This window comes from Paenibacillus sp. SAFN-117 (assembly GCF_051966115.1).
GTDB lineage: Bacteria > Bacillota > Bacilli > Paenibacillales > NBRC-103111 > Paenibacillus_L > Paenibacillus_L residui.
The window spans coordinates 63042-78166 of the sequence record NZ_JBQCLK010000002.1; the positions used below are offsets into that span (position 1 = coordinate 63042).

The window sequence follows — 15125 nt, forward strand, 5'->3', positions numbered from 1 at the left end:
GAGGTGAAATCATGTACTACAAAACATGGCCCTATCGCTTCTTCAGCTTCTTCAACCATCTGCTGCTGTTAGGCACGGCTGTCTTGTGCATGCTGCCGCTGTGGCATACGCTGGCTTTGTCCTTAAGCGGAAGAGCTCCGGCAAACGCCAACCGGGTCGGATTGATTCCGATTGACTTTACATTCGATGCGTATCAAAAAACTTTGGCGAACCCGGATTTTCTGCAAGCGCTGTCCATCGCCTTTCAGAGAACGTTCCTGGGTACTGTTTTCGGGATGCTGATCATCTTCCTGGCGGCCTATCCCTTATCCAGAACGGCCAGTGTCTTTCGTTCCAGAACGTACTATTCCTGGTTCTTCATCATCACGCTGCTATTTAGCGGAGGGCTGATCCCTACTTATATCGTGGTGCAGAAGCTGGGGCTGATGAATTCCATCTGGGCCTTGATCCTGCCGTCAGCGGTTAATGTCTGGCTGCTGATTCTCATGATGAGCTTCTTTCGCAATGTTCCGAAGGAATTGGAAGAAGCCGCACTGATGGACGGCGCGGGTCAGTTTCGCATTTTATTCACGATTTTTCTGCCTATCTCCATGCCGGCGGTGGCGACCCTGTCGCTGTTTACGATGGTGCACCATTGGAACTCCTGGTTTGACGGACTGATTTACATTACGAAAGCAGAGAAGTATCCGCTCTCGACATTCCTGCAGACGATCTTGGTGCAAATCGATACCTCCCAGCTTTCCTCGGCGGGCCGGGACCTGGAGAACATCTCCAACAAAACCGTCAAGGCGGCGCAAATCTTTATCGGCGCCCTCCCTATTCTGGCCGTCTATCCGTTCCTTCAGAAATATTTTGTCAAGGGAGTCGTTCTGGGGGCCATTAAGGAGTAGAAGCAAGCATGGCACGCTGGAAGGAATCAAGCTCCAAATCCGGCCGCTGGATGAGCTGCACGCCGAGTGCACTCTCCGGCGGCTATTGTATTCCCGAATCGGCTCTTTCTATTGGTTAGGACATGAAACAAAAAAAGACGCCTGACAGCGTCCTTTTGCAAATGAAAGTGGCTTCATGATTTAGGCCTGGCATTGCCCTTGCTTGAATTTCCCGATTTCCGTTCTCCGGAATGGGAAGGATTGGAATCAAACCGCTTGCGCTCGGTTCGTTCGATCTGCACAATCTTCCCATCATGGACTATGATTTGCACACATCCATACTCCAGCCCGCTCACACTGGCTATAATTCGATTTGCCCATACCTCATCGATTTGTAACGGTTTCGTCACCGTTCTCCCTCCTCCTTCATTTTTACATCGAGAAGCCGACTTCCCGCTGTCTTCTCTTAAAATCCGGTGATGGTTGAAGCATTCACGCCAAGCTCGGGATATCCCGCATACGATTATCCTCTGATCTCTTCAAGCTTCCATCTTCGTTCCGTGTTGACAAATATATAACAAAAAAGACACACACCACTACACGTCACATTCGGGCTGTGTCTCCGGAGGTCCGGTCGACCAACTAATCCCATTTATTTAGTCGGATATATAGTTAACGATATCTTATCACCGCTGGAATCAGGTGTCAACACAGTAATTTCATGACAAATTGTTCGGCAGGCGGAATGACTTCCTCCGCCCAATCCTGTAAAATACTAGTGGCGGCCGGAAACGGCTTAAATCGTTGCCGTTTGAAACCCAATCCGAAATCATTTGAATATCACACCATCAATTTGGAGGCACGGAATTTAATGGAGCTGCTAGTTCAATTGGAGCAAGTCAGTATGCGCTTCGGTTCAAAGCCGATTCTGGACAAGATGAATTTATCCGTCTATAAAGGGCAGTCGCTGGCCGTAATTGGCCCGAACGGTTCGGGCAAAAGCACCTTGCTGCGTCTGATTGCCGGTCTCTCCTCTCCTACAGAGGGCAAAGTCCGTTATTTCAGCAACCCGAAGCCGGTCATCGGCTGGGTGCCTGACCGTTTTCCGAAGCTGCCTTTTAACGCATTTGAATATTTAATGCATATGGGACAAATAAGAGGGATGGACAAAGCCCTCCTGCGGCGCACAATTCCCGGGCTGCTGCAGAGAGCCCGTCTGGAGAATGCGGGACGCACCTGGATACGATATTTTTCCAAAGGAATGCTGCAAAAGCTGGCCATCGTTCAGGCCGTACTGGAGAACCCGGAGCTGCTTATAATGGACGAGCCTTTATCCGGCTTGGACGAGGATTCCGAGAACGATTTGCTGGAGATGTTCCTTCAGTTGAAGGCACAAGGAGTTACTCTCCTGTTCGCTTGTCATGAAGCGATCCTCTGGGAGAAGCTCGCAGACCGGACGATCCGGATTCATCAGACCCGCATCGAAACGAATCCTTCCAAGGAAGAGCTTTCCTCAGTTGTCTATATTATAGTCAGACAGATCGGATTCGGTGAACTCGAAGGCTGGTCCGGCAGACCCGGGGTCCTGGAAGTAGCCGAGGGAGAGAACGGCATTGAACTCAAAGTAGATGCCGGATACAGCGATTCCTTGCTGAGGGAGCTGCTGGACAGAGGCGGGTCGATCGTAACCGTAAGCCGGGAGTCGGGAGGGGATCGTCCATGAGCCCGATGCTGGCCTTGATTCGTTACCAACTGCAGCTTTTTGCCCGAAGCTACCGTTACTTTGCTCCGATGACCTTATATCTCATCTTTATTGCCTGGATTTATTCCATGATTCCTAATCCGGTCATGAGCAGCTATGCCAGCACTTCCGTCTGCTTGTTTTTGGTGGCCGCTTGGCTGGCTTTTAACTTCTATTCGGCGGAGCCCCCGGTCCAACAGCAGTTGACCTTGGTGCATTCCCGCAGCGGAATCCGTTATCATACCAGCCGGATGGCTGCCGTATGGGCGGCGGCCATGCCCTTAACGCTGGTCGCAGTACTGTATCCTATCGTCTGCGGGGGCTTCGACCGCCGGCCGACGGCGATTGAGATTGCAGTCTCCCTGTACGGTCATCTGCTGTTCACCTGGATGGCGATTGTGCTGACGGCCCTGTTCTGTTCCAAGATCGGCAGCCAGCTTATCTCCAAGCTCGGCGGGTTGGTGCTTGCGTTGACCTTGTCGCTGGCCGCACCCGGTCTGGCCGAATGGCTGCCTTCGACCCTCCGCTGGTTATTGTGGGTAGTTCCGCCGGCTTCACCTATCATCGACACCTTGATGAATTTCGACGCTTTGGGCGAAGCGCCGGCTATTGCCAAGCTGGTCTGGCCTTCGCTGTATACATTGGCTTTAAGCCTTCTGACGGTGGTCTATCTGCAGATACGCCGAAAATAAACAACGATTGCTGTCATCTTGTCCGTTGTCTCGATTTTAATGAAGAAAGGAAGCCCTATATGTACTCTGTCGGCCAGTTTTCCCGAATTTGCGGCATGTCGGTCAAGACCCTTCATCATTATGACGAAGTCGGATTATTAAAGCCCGCCCGTATCGATCCGGAGACGGGCTACCGTTATTATGATTACGGGCAAATTCGAACGGCCCTGCAGATCCGGCGCCTGAAGGATTGCCGATTGCCGCTGAACAGGATCGCCGAATGGCTCAACGCCGACAACCCGGTGACATCGAAAACGATTCTGACCGAAAGTATTCACGAGGTCGAGCGAAGCATCGAGGAGCTTAGGCAAACGAAGAATAACATCTTGTCCTTATTGAACGAGCTGGAAACCAACAAGCCGCTTATGCCGGTTTCGACGATTTCCGATTGCTTTGAAGAAATGAGGAAGGACACATGGATTTACAGCATCCGTGAAGCTGTTCCAATTTCCGGTATCGATGATCTTGTCCGAACCCTGTTGGAAAGATTATACGCTCTGAAGCTCGAAGTGGAAGATGATGCCAGGCTCATGACGATATTCCATGATGATGAAATAGATCCGGCTTGTACGGAGTTGGAGGTTGGCCTCGCCGTTCAGCATTCCTTCTCCGGGCTGCCCGGAACCCGAAGCATGAAAGGAGGCAAGCATGTCGGCGTTGAGATCAAAGGTCCGTATTCCGAGCACCCCTTCGGTTACGCCAAGCTGATCGATTATATCCGGTCCAACGGATACACCATCGTGGGACGCCCGTTCGAAATGTATATTACCGGGCTGCTCCCTCCTTTGAGAAACAGCCGCGATTTCCGCTGCATCAAGCCGAACCTTCAGCTTAGCCCCCTTTCCTTCGTAACCAGGCTCTATATTCCTGTCAACAGCGATTGACCCTCCGGCTGCCGGAGGGTTTATTATTATGCATGAGGCCGGTTTGTGTCAATGTTTTATGGTAGGGGAGCCGGTCCCACTCTGATTGTGCCCTAACCTGATCGAAAGGGGTAAAATTGTAAAATGTATCATTCCAGATTACGCGGAGATTATTATGAAATGGGCTATCGCTATGGAAGCCTGCTGCACAAGAACGGATTCCGCTTTCCCGAGGTTTCGCCGGAGAAGCTGGCATTCGGAGAGGAAAGCAGCACGATACTGAAGGCTTATTATCCAGGAGCGATTGCGGAAATTCAAGGGTTTGCAGACGGCTGTGCGGCTTCCTTCGAGCAAGTAAGCTCTTTCCTGCTGACGGTAGGCCTCTTCGGGCAATCTCCTCAATGCAGTATTTTTGCCGTATGGAACGGCAGCGATATGATCGTCGGAAGGAACTACGACATGCTTCTTGATGTCAAGAAATATACGGACAGCTCGCTGGTGAGCCCCAATGGCCGCTTCCGGTATATTGGCCATTCAGACGTTTTTATCGGCAAAGTGGATGGCATGAACGAGCATGGACTGGCTGTAGCCATCACGCTTGTACCGAGCCCTCTCCGCCAGCCCGGTGTCCACTTTTACTTTGCCACCCGTTATGTATTGGAGCACTGCCGTACGGTGGACGAAGCGGTTCGGGTCCTGTCCGGGTTTCCCGCTTCCCTCTGCTGCAATTACTTGCTGGCCGATTCAACCGGGAATATGGCCGTAGTGGAAGCTTCACCGGAACGAATCCGTGTCCGTAGGCCCGAAGCGGGCGGAAATTCGCTTATTTGCACCAATCATCATCTCCATCCGGAGATGACCGGCATTACCGGCTCGCAACCGGAGGCCTGGAGTAAAACAACGGAAAGATATGCTGCCATTCAGCAGCAATTGAGGCTTCTTCCCCAGCCGGGAGTCGAGGATGCTATCCGGATTCTATCGGATACGAAGGGGCATGTATGCCTGAATTTGAAGGAGCATCAGTTCGGAACCTTGTATTCCATTGTTATGAATTTAAGCCAACTGGAACTATACCGTGCGGAAGGTGCGCCGAATCGCTGCCAATACAAGAGGGACGACCGGTTAACCGCCCTGCTGAAAAGAACAGTTTAACCGGATTTGTCTTGTAGACAGCCCAATCCCCGCCGGATAGTGCAAAAGACAGATGATTGTCCAGGTCTTTTCTGGAAAAAAGCTGCACCGTACCAAATTCTAGAGCGAAACTGCAGGTCTTTTTGGGGAAAAGGCGCAACATGCTTAAATCTAAAGCAATAGTGCAGGTCTTTAGAGCGATTTTTGCGAATTCGCCCCATTTTGCCAAAAAGACCTGCACTTTTGAGCGTCTTTCGCTCTCTTTGCGGAAAACGGTCGGATTTGAATGTACTTTTGCTCGTCTTTGCGACGTCCTTACGGATCCGGGAAAGACGAGCGTCACCGTGAAAGAATAAGAGCGAGTGTGAGTGGAAAACTGACCACCAGCCTCGCTCTTTTTTTCCGAAAGCTTATCGCTTGTCGGTTCAGGCCGTTTCTCGGTAGTTTGGAAACTACTTTTGAGACTGCTACTTCAAATATTATTAAGAAGAGAGACGATAATGCTGGAGAACTACTTCTGCCAGTCCGGCTTTTTCCAGCAGCGGGATGGGAGCCAGGAAAGTGACCGTCACGACGCCGGGATGACGGCCGATTTGAATGGCCCCTGTGATGGTGGCGCGATTCAACACTTCCGGCACCGTAATACCCAGCGTATCGGCCGCCCGCTTCAAGCCGTTGTCCGTCGCTTCATTCAGGTTGGCGCCCGTACCGACGAACGAAATAGGCGCCGTCTCCTCAATCCGGTCCAAGCCCCAGCTTTGCGCTAATTGCAGCGCCCGGCTCTTCTCTTCCGGCGTATAGGGGCGGGCCAAATATGGAAGATCCTCCTCCACCGGAAGAAGAACGGGGCCATCGATCTTCAAGCCTTTGATCACACGAACCTGCAGTGTGACGATTCCGGACACGTCCGTCGTATGCCCCGCAATTTCCCCGTCTCCCTGCATCGCATGCATATCCCCCAGATAAATTCCGCCTCCGGGCACCTTAACCGGACAAATTAACGTCGCATTCTCGCGTACGCGATTAATGTCCATATGTCCGTCTGTCCGGTCCTCCAGCTGCTCCCTGGTCATCGCATAATCATGCGGAGCTCCGAGCAGAAACGAGCCGAAATCTCCCGCATTATGCGAATCCGGGAAGGGACGGGCAGGCGTTGTCCCCAATTGTCCCAGGAAAGGACGGACCCTCGCAATGGCTCCGACAATATCGTGCGGGGCGAACGTCACGATCGGGTTCTGGCACGAACCTCCCGGTGTGGCCATATATCGCCGCCCATCCTGTGCAATTCGTTCGGCCGCCTCTTTCGGAAGGGTAACCCCGAACTCGCGGCTTTGGTCAAAGCCCATCGTATACCCGTTAGTGAAGACAAATGGCGTAACATCCGCTCCGCACTGAGCGCAGCGAATAGCCTCCGGACCTATCCCTTCAATGCGTGTCTCGGGATAGAAGGTCCCGCAATCCGGACACTTGGCGGCTACGAACGGGTCGCCCAGGAACCGTCCTTCTACGGTCTTGTCGTTACCCGATGCAGTGGCCAAGGAAGTAACGCGAATCGACTTGATGTGAATCGCAATGGCGTCGCCAACCTCTGCCCCTTCGACATACACCGGTTGAGTCACTTCATGCCCGCCGCGAAGCTTCGGTGTAATCATAGGCCCCCAGCATCCGGGAGTCGTGTTGGCCACAATATGCCCGCCGTCCCGGACCGGTCCCAGCATCGGCTTGGCCGGATCCAAAATTCCATCGGTGAAGGTGCTGACATAAACAGTTTCTTGAGCATTGGAATGATTCATGTCTGTCTCTCCTCGCTTTTGGAATTGTTGCCCCATAATTGGTTCACTTTAAGTATATCTCTTCTTCGCGGCATTACACAAACCCGCCGTGGAGTAGAGCCCTCTATTTCATCTAATCATCAAATGAAACGAGCAGCGAATGCTGGCAAGCGGTTTGCAAATCTCTCCAGATTCGATTGATGGGTGCATCCTCCATAACGGAGCGAATCCCCATATAGGGAAATAGGGCCTGTCCGCACGCTAATGCCATGCTTGCGGTCGTTTTGCACACCCGGCTTACTTCCTGCTGCTGCTCTTCGGTATGAGGAAGGCCTTCCACATGTCTATTCCAGGATTGCTGTATGCAGCCGTAGAATGCATCCGCCGCTCTTTGCCATCGGTCTTCCGTCTGCTTGATCTTGTTGCGGACCGAGAAATATCGGCCGGTCGCCCCCCAGGCTTCCCGGTTGTGATCCGTCACCCGTCTGGCCTCTTCCACTAAATGCTTCGCAATGCCAAGGGCTACGGCCGCGAACGAAGATTGGGCAAACGGGAGAAAAGGATAGCTATAGATAGGATCGTTATAATGAATCGGCTTCCCGGCCAAATCGAAAGTCATTTCCTCGGGAACAAACACCCGGTCTACCGTAATGGTATGACTCTCGGTTGCCCGCAATCCGAAAGCCGTCCAATCTCTTACAATGTCCACCTGCTCAGGACGGAAAATAAAGGAACGCATCTTCTGTCCGGAAGAATCCGACTCGTCGGTAATATAAGCATTAGCCGTGAACAGGGTGGCATGGGTGGAACCGCTGCAATATTGCCAACGGCCGCTCACCTCATACCCGCCTTCTACCCTCCGGGCGGTTCCGGAAGGATAGCCGCTTCCGGCTACCACCGCTTCCCGGCCGGAGAACAGTCTGCGTGCCGTCGATGCGTCCATATACGGGACAAAAAATCCTCCGCCGGCCCCAATCGTAACCAGCCAGCCGAAACTCCCGTCCGCCCAGGAGCACTGTTCGAACCATTGAAGCGCCTTCGGCAGAGGGGTCATCCTTCCCCCGAGCTCATCCGGAACGAACAATTTAAACAACCGAAGCTCGTAGATTATTTCTAGCATTTCGGGCGGGATGGCCATGAACCTATCCCATCCGATAGATTGTTCTCTAATTTGAGAAATTTGTTCTTTATTTAACATGGAAGGCAAATCCCCTTATTTGGATATGGAATATTGCGAAATGGACATCCGAACCTTAACAGCTCTATTATACACGAATCATCTTGGCAGAAATACAATCGTCCCAAGACTAACCATAAATACTCTTACTTGCTGCAATGGCCCGTCCAAATAAAAGACGGGTGTCAGCATATGCTTAACACCCCAGGCCCGCCGCAATAGCGGTGAAGATAATCATTCTATTCTTCTTTAGGATTGTGTCCGAAAGCATAGGGTGTTCCTCCCTGCAAGTTTAGCCGCACCGTTCTAATTACGCCGGAAGAACCGTATTGGAACGTCCTAAGGAGGTATCCGTATGAATGCCCGGACGGTAATGGCATAGTTCGCCCGCATAGATCAGATGCACCAGCTCCGACTTCTCCAAGTCGCATGGAGTGGTCATCGACGGGCATTTATCGACAAGCGCTACACCGTGCTGTTGAAATATCCAGGCAACAAACTGCGAGCAAAAATAAGCGTTCTTGCGCGGTATTTTTCTTTTGAAAAGAATGCCGAACAGGCCGAGCAGATTATACCGGTATTGGCATTTATTCTGTTCGATGTCCCGGATTTTACGGCGCATGCGCTCATAAACCGACTTCTCCACTTTGATGCAATAGATGGCACATGTCGCATTGCGAAATAACGGGGAGTTTATATTTTCCTTAATAAATCCCCCGATGAAAGGATTCCTCGGACGCTTGCGTCCAAAGCTGTAGACTTCGTTAAGCTCCCGGTCAAAAGCAATGGAGGCATGATTATAAGGGGCTCCGGTATAGAGCCTAATCAGCCGTGTAAATAACGTTCCCGTATCCGAGAGAAGGAGATACACCTGTTTCTCTTCTATCATAATTTCTCACCCGTATCTTCATAATCAATATAGGTATGGAGAGGGCTTGCGGTCAGACCCTTTCCGTCCGGTTCGAATCATTTTTATAATGTTACTTTTATTGTAGTCCTTAACCATGAGTTGCAGAACGGACTAGCGTCCGATATCTGATCTGGACTTTGGTCGGGTATTGGGCAAACCAAAACCATGCGAAACGTGCACGTGAACAGCCTTTACCAAGTTCAAAATATTTCGCACGGATTCTGCTTATATTCATGATTGTCTGTATTCGATAGAAAAACCCTACAATGATATAACGATTTTACCGCAAGTAAAGTTTCATTTCATCAGATTCCTACCAATTTACCTATCTTCCTTGTTGATGGAAACAATATATGAAGGGTGAGTTTCTCGCAAATTAACAACCCTGGCCTGCCAATTTCCCTGCGTCAAGACGGTCTTATACTCCAAGGATATGATAACCCGCATCGACATGAATCACTTCGCCGGTTATTCCTCTGGACAGGTGGCTTAACAAGAACATCGTGGCATCCCCGACCTCCTGTTGGTCAATATTTCTGCGGAGCGGCGCTCTAGCTTCTATTGTTTTCATTATTTCGTTAAAACCGGATACCCCTTTGGCCGCCAAAGTGCGGATGGGACCCGAAGATACGGCGTTCACGCGGATTCCGTATTTGCCCAAGTCCTCCGCCAAATAGCGGACGCTAGCTTCCAAAGCCGCCTTGGCCACACCCATCACGTTGTAATTTGGAACGACCCGTTCCGCTCCGATATAGCTCTGTGTCACAATACTGCCGCCTTCCGTCATTAGAGGTCTGGCTTCGCGCGCAACCGCAACTAACGAATACGCGCTAGAGTTTTGCGCCAGCAAATAGCCCTCGCGGGAAGTATCGATATAATCTCCCTGCAATTCTTCTTTATCCGCATAAGCAATGGAATGAACGAGCCCATGGATGATTCCGGCTTCGCGCCTGATTTCCTGGAAGGCCTGCCTAAGGCTGTCATCATCGCCTGCATCGCAAGTGACCGTTGCCAGAGGTGAAATACCTTCGTTCTCCAACAATTGAACCAGCCTCTTATAGGACCTTTCCTTCCGGTTGGTAAAAATCAGATTGGCCCCGGCGTCCCGCAGCGATTTGGCAATCCCCCAGGCAAGACTTCTTTCGTTGGCGACACCCATAATAACGATATTTTTTCCGTCCAGCAGTTTCATTACGTTCCTCCTTAATCCTATTGGAAGTATGATTTATGACGATGTATGGATAGCCAATATTTTATCTGCAAATTCCTCTCGAGCCGGGTTCAGCTCCGGCCTTTAGCCGGTATCGGACGGCACGGTCTGATCGCGTTTGCAAGTTAATCATCCCAGACTCCTTTTTATCAACTCCTCTCATTATACTTCATCCTGGTTATGCTGACATCCGGTTATTATTTATTCGCCAGGTCTTATCTGCCAATATTTCCGTTATAATCAAAAAAAAGAAGCGGTTCCCCGCTTCTTTATTACATGTGGCTAAATCTTATTGCAGACCTTGCTTAACCCAGGAGGCTACCTGAACGGTTCTCTTCGCCTGATGCTTAATAGCTTCTTCCACGTTCTCGACGAAGTTGCCATTCTGATCTATCGTTACGCTCGTTCCGTACGGATTGCCTCCGGATGCGAAAATGACCGGATCCGTATAGCCGGGTGCAGCTACGATAGCTCCCCAGTGGTACATGCTGGTATAGAGGGAAAGAATGGTGGCTTCCTGACCGCCATGCGAATTCTGCGCAGAAGACATCGCGCTAACGACTTTATTGGCCAGCTTGCCATGGAACCAGAGCCCGCCGGTCTGATCGATAAACTGCTTCATCTGAGCAGCCATGTTCCCGAATCGGGTCGGCACGCTGAAAATAATCGCATCTGCCCATTCCAAATCCTCCAAGGATACCGTCGGTACGTCTCGGGTTGCATCCACATGCGCTTTCCATGCCGGATTAGAAGCTATGGCACTTTCCGGAGCCAACTCTTGAACCTTCAGCACCCGAACCTCCGCGCCCGCTTCTTTCGCCCCTGCTTCCGCCATCCGGGCCATCTTGTAGTTGGAGCCCGTGGAGCTGTAATAAATAATAGCTAATTTAACATTGGACATTGTGTATCTCTCCTTTAATAAATGTTTTTGTATCTTCGCAAGCAAAGGCTGCAGAATACAGGCGCTTTGCGATTGCATCAGGCAATCAATAAGCATGATACCTTTAATTCATGAAGCTTCAATTCATATATCTTGAATTCGAGATTATTATAAATGCCCATTCACCTTTTGTCAACTATTCTTCGATATTGTTCAATAAAGGAGCTGAATAAAGCTTATGTTTAGCCTTTCATAAAAGGATAAATATTATTCGGTCCAGTTCAACCAACTTGCCAATAATTAAACAGCCTCTTCCTTCCGTGTTCATGCAAAAACCCGGCACCGTCAGGCACCGGGTCTTCTTATTCTTTTTCCTTCAAATAGCCTTTGGCTACCGCGGAATGAATCAATTGTTGCGCGAATGACCATAGCTCCTCCGAACCTTGCTGCATACGCCGGTTATAATTCAGCACTTTATCGCTGGTGATTCCGTGCTTCTGCCACGAATATCCCTGTGTATAGTAATTATGAAGCATAGGCTGCAGCCGGTCCAAGGCAGCGGCATATTGGGATTCGGGGCTTTGCCGGTCTTCAAATTCACGCCATAGAGCGAAGAACTCGTCCCTCTGATCCTCCGGTAATAAGCCGAACAATCTGCGGGCGGCGGACAGCTCTCTCTCGTATTTATCTTCGTGACCTTTTTCGTCATAGGCGAAGGTGTCCCCCGCGTCAATTTCAACCAAATCGTGAATCAGCAGCATTTTGAGCACACGTAATAGATCCAGGTCCGGCTCATTAGCATGCTCTAACAGAAGAATGGCCATGACCGAAAGATGCCAAGTATGCTCCGCATCATTCTCTAACCGGCTTTTGTCCATCAGAACGGACTTCCGGTATACATTTTTTAATTTGTCGATTTCGACGATAAATTCAATTTGCTTGAGCAGCCTGTCGCTATTCATAAAGAGCCCCCTTTTGGTATCATTTTATCAATCCGCAGCCATGCCGGACAACTGCATAGATATTTTCTACTGTCTGCTCTGCATCCCGCCGTAAGCCGGCTATATCTTATTTCTAGGCGGGTCAAGCCTATCCCTGTTAAAAATCTTAAAAAACAGCATAAGTTTATTTATTTGCTGAGAGTTTCCTGCGAAAAATGCAAAAAAAGCAGCCCATAAAGAGCTGCTCTCTTATTAGAAAATATGCTGCCGCCAGCCTCTCAGCTTGGCCAGCGTTTCCACATAGAAATAGTCCCCGTAGATTAACCCGACGTTTACATTCTGATTTGCCGGACGATGGCCGGTTCCTTCGCGCAGGATCGGGTCGAACGCTTCGTCGTCGAAGGAAGCGTAATTTTCGGTTAACGACCGGATGATCCGCTCGGCTGTTTCTTTGTACAACCTGGCCTCTGTCTCCGGCAGGTGGCTGGCGATTTCCAGCAGCCCCGAAGCCGCGCAGGAGGCCGCCGATGTATCCCGCGGTTCCCCTTCCGGCTGATCGACCCGGAAATCCCACAGCGGGACATAATCTTCCTCCAGCGAAGCCAGGAAATAATGGGCAACCCGTTTGGCCCCGTTCAGATAGCGTTTATGCCCCGTATAACGGTAACAATTGGCCAAGCCGTACAGCGCCCAGGCCTGCCCCCGGCTCCAAGCGGATTGCGGGGCATAGCCTTGTCCGCCAAGACCTTCTATAAAATCCCCGTTTGCAGGGTCAAAGCTGACAATATGATAGACAGATCCGTCCTCTCTCATAAAATGCTTCAGCACCGTATCCGCATGGGCGCAGGCAATCTGTTCGAATCTCGGATCGGCAATTTCCCGGGAGGCCCAGAACAGAATGGACAGATTCATGCAGGAATCGATAATCGACCAGCCGGTTTTATCCTGATTCCAGGCCCGCAAGAACTGGCCGGCCAGATTAAATCTTCCGGCCAGGAAATTTGCCGCCTGCAGCCCTCTCCTGCGGCCATCCGTATCGCCGGTCAGCTTGAATTTCACGACAGCTGTGGGCAAGAACTGGAACCCTACGTCATGATGCAGATTGGACTCCCTTATCATGCATTGCTCGATCCGCTCATCCCATGGCCATGCCGCTTCCCGGTAATGCTCCTTGCCGGTCATGTCGTACATTATCCAGAGCAGCCCCGGCCAGAATCCGGACGTCCACCAATCATGGCGCATGTCGTCGTAGCGGCCCTCTGCCGCTACGTGAGGCGATTTGTCCCCGATTTGAGCAATCATTCGGTCTACTTTCACTTCCAATTTTGTCCACAACGCGTTATAGTCCATGCACACAACCTCCTCAATAAATAGTTTATGTGATTAACTCAACTTTCGCAGAGCGAAAATCCATTTTAAAGGTTTGATTTGACTGGCGGAATATAAGTTTGGATTAAGCGGTACACAAATAGAAAAACATTGCTTGTGGTGTCCTCCCGTCTAACTGTATTTTATGTAGGTAAATTCAAGCGAATGGTGGAAAGTGATTAAAGTAAATGGAAAAACTACATTTAGAATGAAGGCGTTTTGCTGAAATCGCCTTTTTGTACAAACTAGCTGTAGTTTTTCCACTTAGCTTCCGTCTTTTGGCTCCGGAAGAGCAAACTAACTGTATGAAATCCAGTTAGACGCGCCATTCTGCGAGTAGACTGCTTGCACGGCACCAGCAGAAAATGAAGATAGACAGATTTTCAAGTTAAAACGCCCAAGTCGGAAAAGCGTCACCAGTACCGTCAAGCGGCACCGTCAGAAGAGTGAAAATTATCGAGATATAACCAGGTAAACGGTTCTATCGGTTCTATTTCATACGTGGAAAATCGGATCGTCTCAAACCGGCTGTCGTCCTGCTGCAATTGAATCGGCGAGACCGAATCACTGATTCGGTTCAGCAGTAAGCCGGACAAATGGCCTAATGAAGTCAAGGGTTACTTGGCAATTTCAAGCTGAGAAAGCTGAGTTATTATCCTTTGACCGATCCGCTGGCCAATCCTTCAATGAACGATTTATTGGTCATGAAGTAAACGATAAGGATAGGGATAATTGAAATCATGGATCCCGCCAGCATCAAATGCCATTCGGCCGCTGCGTTAGACGAATATTTCAGAGAGATGACTCCGACTGTCAGCGGTCTCAGATCCGGAGTGTTCATCGTAAAGATCAGCGGAAGCACATATTGGTTCCAGGAATCCCGAAACGCGAACAATCCGACTACGCCCAGCCCTGGAAGCAGCAGGGGCAGAATGACCCTCCAATAGATTCCGAAAAACCCGCAGCCGTCAATGGTGGCCGCTTCGTCCAATTCTCTCGGAATCGATTTGACAAACCTCTCCAACAAGAAAATATTAAAGGGCAAGTGAGTCCCTACGAAGATTAGAATGATACTCCACAAAGATTTGTGAAGCGCCACCTCTCTCATCATATCATAGAGAGGACGGAAAGTAATGGCACCAATGGAAATAAACATGGTAGCCGCCAGGATGGCCATAATGGCCCCGCGTCCCGGAAATTGCCGGCGTCCTAATGCATATGCACCCATGGAGCAAACCAGAATGGTCAATGCGGTGGAGAGCACCGAAATAAAGATGCTGTTCCAGGTATAACGGGCGAAATTCCCCCGGTTCCAGGCCTCCAGGTAATTCTCCCAGTGCCACTCCTTGGCAAAGATATTAGTGCTGCCCAATAGCTCGAAATTCGTCTTGAACGAACCGAAGAAAGAAAACAGCACCGGATACAGCGTAAACAAAACCATAACTAGCAACAGTGCCCAGATCACTATTCGGGAAACCAGCTTTCCCACCGAGAAAGAAGAAGGCAGACGTTCCGTTCTTGCAGTCATATAA

Annotated in this window: 14 protein-coding genes; 5 read left to right on the plus strand and 9 right to left on the minus strand. The window is 50.3% G+C overall.

Annotated features, from left to right (window positions below; genetic code table 11):
* Positions 1-11: 11 nt before the first annotated feature.
* Positions 12-890, plus strand: coding sequence for a carbohydrate ABC transporter permease (locus ACTHRH_RS02340; protein WP_379287202.1), 879 nt, complete (start codon positions 12-14; stop codon positions 888-890).
* Positions 891-1063: 173 nt separating this feature from the next.
* Here the strand turns inward: ACTHRH_RS02340 and ACTHRH_RS02345 are convergent, their stop codons facing one another.
* Positions 1064-1279, minus strand: coding sequence for a YezD family protein (locus ACTHRH_RS02345; protein WP_379287204.1), 216 nt, complete (start codon positions 1277-1279; stop codon positions 1064-1066).
* A 461-nt stretch (positions 1280-1740) separates the two neighbouring features.
* Here ACTHRH_RS02345 and ACTHRH_RS02350 point away from each other — a divergent pair, with 461 nt between their 5' ends.
* From ACTHRH_RS02350 to ACTHRH_RS02365, 4 genes are all read left to right on the plus strand, one after another.
* Positions 1741-2592, plus strand: coding sequence for an ABC transporter ATP-binding protein (locus ACTHRH_RS02350; RefSeq protein WP_440413915.1), 852 nt, complete (start codon positions 1741-1743; stop codon positions 2590-2592).
* The gene (locus ACTHRH_RS02355; RefSeq protein ID WP_440413917.1) at positions 2589-3302 is read left to right on the plus strand and encodes a hypothetical protein; all 714 of its coding nucleotides are present in this window, start codon (positions 2589-2591) and stop codon (positions 3300-3302) included. Before ACTHRH_RS02350 ends, ACTHRH_RS02355 begins: the two co-directional genes overlap by 4 nt.
* Positions 3303-3361: 59 nt before the next feature.
* Positions 3362-4225: a MerR family transcriptional regulator gene (locus ACTHRH_RS02360; protein WP_440413919.1), complete on the plus strand. Its 864-nt coding sequence runs from the start codon at positions 3362-3364 to the stop codon at positions 4223-4225.
* Between the two features lie 123 nt (positions 4226-4348).
* Complete coding sequence (locus ACTHRH_RS02365; RefSeq protein ID WP_440413921.1) at positions 4349-5356, plus strand: C45 family autoproteolytic acyltransferase/hydolase; 1008 nt, start codon at positions 4349-4351, stop codon at positions 5354-5356.
* Positions 5357-5817: 461 nt separating this feature from the next.
* Here ACTHRH_RS02365 and ACTHRH_RS02370 read toward each other — a convergent pair whose 3' ends face one another.
* The 8 genes from ACTHRH_RS02370 to ACTHRH_RS02405 form a co-directional block, all read right to left on the minus strand.
* The gene (locus ACTHRH_RS02370; RefSeq protein ID WP_440413923.1) at positions 5818-7128 is read right to left on the minus strand and encodes an acetamidase/formamidase family protein; all 1311 of its coding nucleotides are present in this window, start codon (positions 7126-7128) and stop codon (positions 5818-5820) included.
* A gap of 112 nt (positions 7129-7240) precedes the next feature.
* Positions 7241-8305: an acyl-CoA dehydrogenase gene (locus ACTHRH_RS02375; protein WP_379287220.1), complete on the minus strand. Its 1065-nt coding sequence runs from the start codon at positions 8303-8305 to the stop codon at positions 7241-7243.
* A 289-nt stretch (positions 8306-8594) separates the two neighbouring features.
* Positions 8595-9173 carry a hypothetical protein gene (locus ACTHRH_RS02380; RefSeq protein ID WP_186328157.1) on the minus strand — a complete coding sequence of 193 codons (579 nt, stop codon included), beginning with the start codon at positions 9171-9173 and terminating at the stop codon, positions 8595-8597.
* Between the two features lie 439 nt (positions 9174-9612).
* Entirely contained in the window at positions 9613-10386 is a 774-nt protein-coding gene (gene fabI / locus ACTHRH_RS02385) for an enoyl-ACP reductase FabI (protein ID WP_144932754.1), read from the minus strand.
* A 307-nt stretch (positions 10387-10693) separates the two neighbouring features.
* Positions 10694-11305: an NAD(P)H:quinone oxidoreductase gene (wrbA, locus tag ACTHRH_RS02390; protein WP_144932752.1), complete on the minus strand. Its 612-nt coding sequence runs from the start codon at positions 11303-11305 to the stop codon at positions 10694-10696.
* A 341-nt stretch (positions 11306-11646) separates the two neighbouring features.
* Entirely contained in the window at positions 11647-12246 is a 600-nt protein-coding gene (locus ACTHRH_RS02395; RefSeq protein WP_440413926.1) for an HD domain-containing protein, read from the minus strand.
* 231 nt (positions 12247-12477) lie between these two features.
* Complete coding sequence (locus ACTHRH_RS02400) at positions 12478-13575, minus strand: glycoside hydrolase family 88 protein (RefSeq protein ID WP_440413928.1); 1098 nt, start codon at positions 13573-13575, stop codon at positions 12478-12480.
* Positions 13576-14245: 670 nt separating this feature from the next.
* The gene (locus tag ACTHRH_RS02405) at positions 14246-15121 is read right to left on the minus strand and encodes a carbohydrate ABC transporter permease (protein WP_144932746.1); all 876 of its coding nucleotides are present in this window, start codon (positions 15119-15121) and stop codon (positions 14246-14248) included.
* Positions 15122-15125 lie beyond the last annotated feature (4 nt).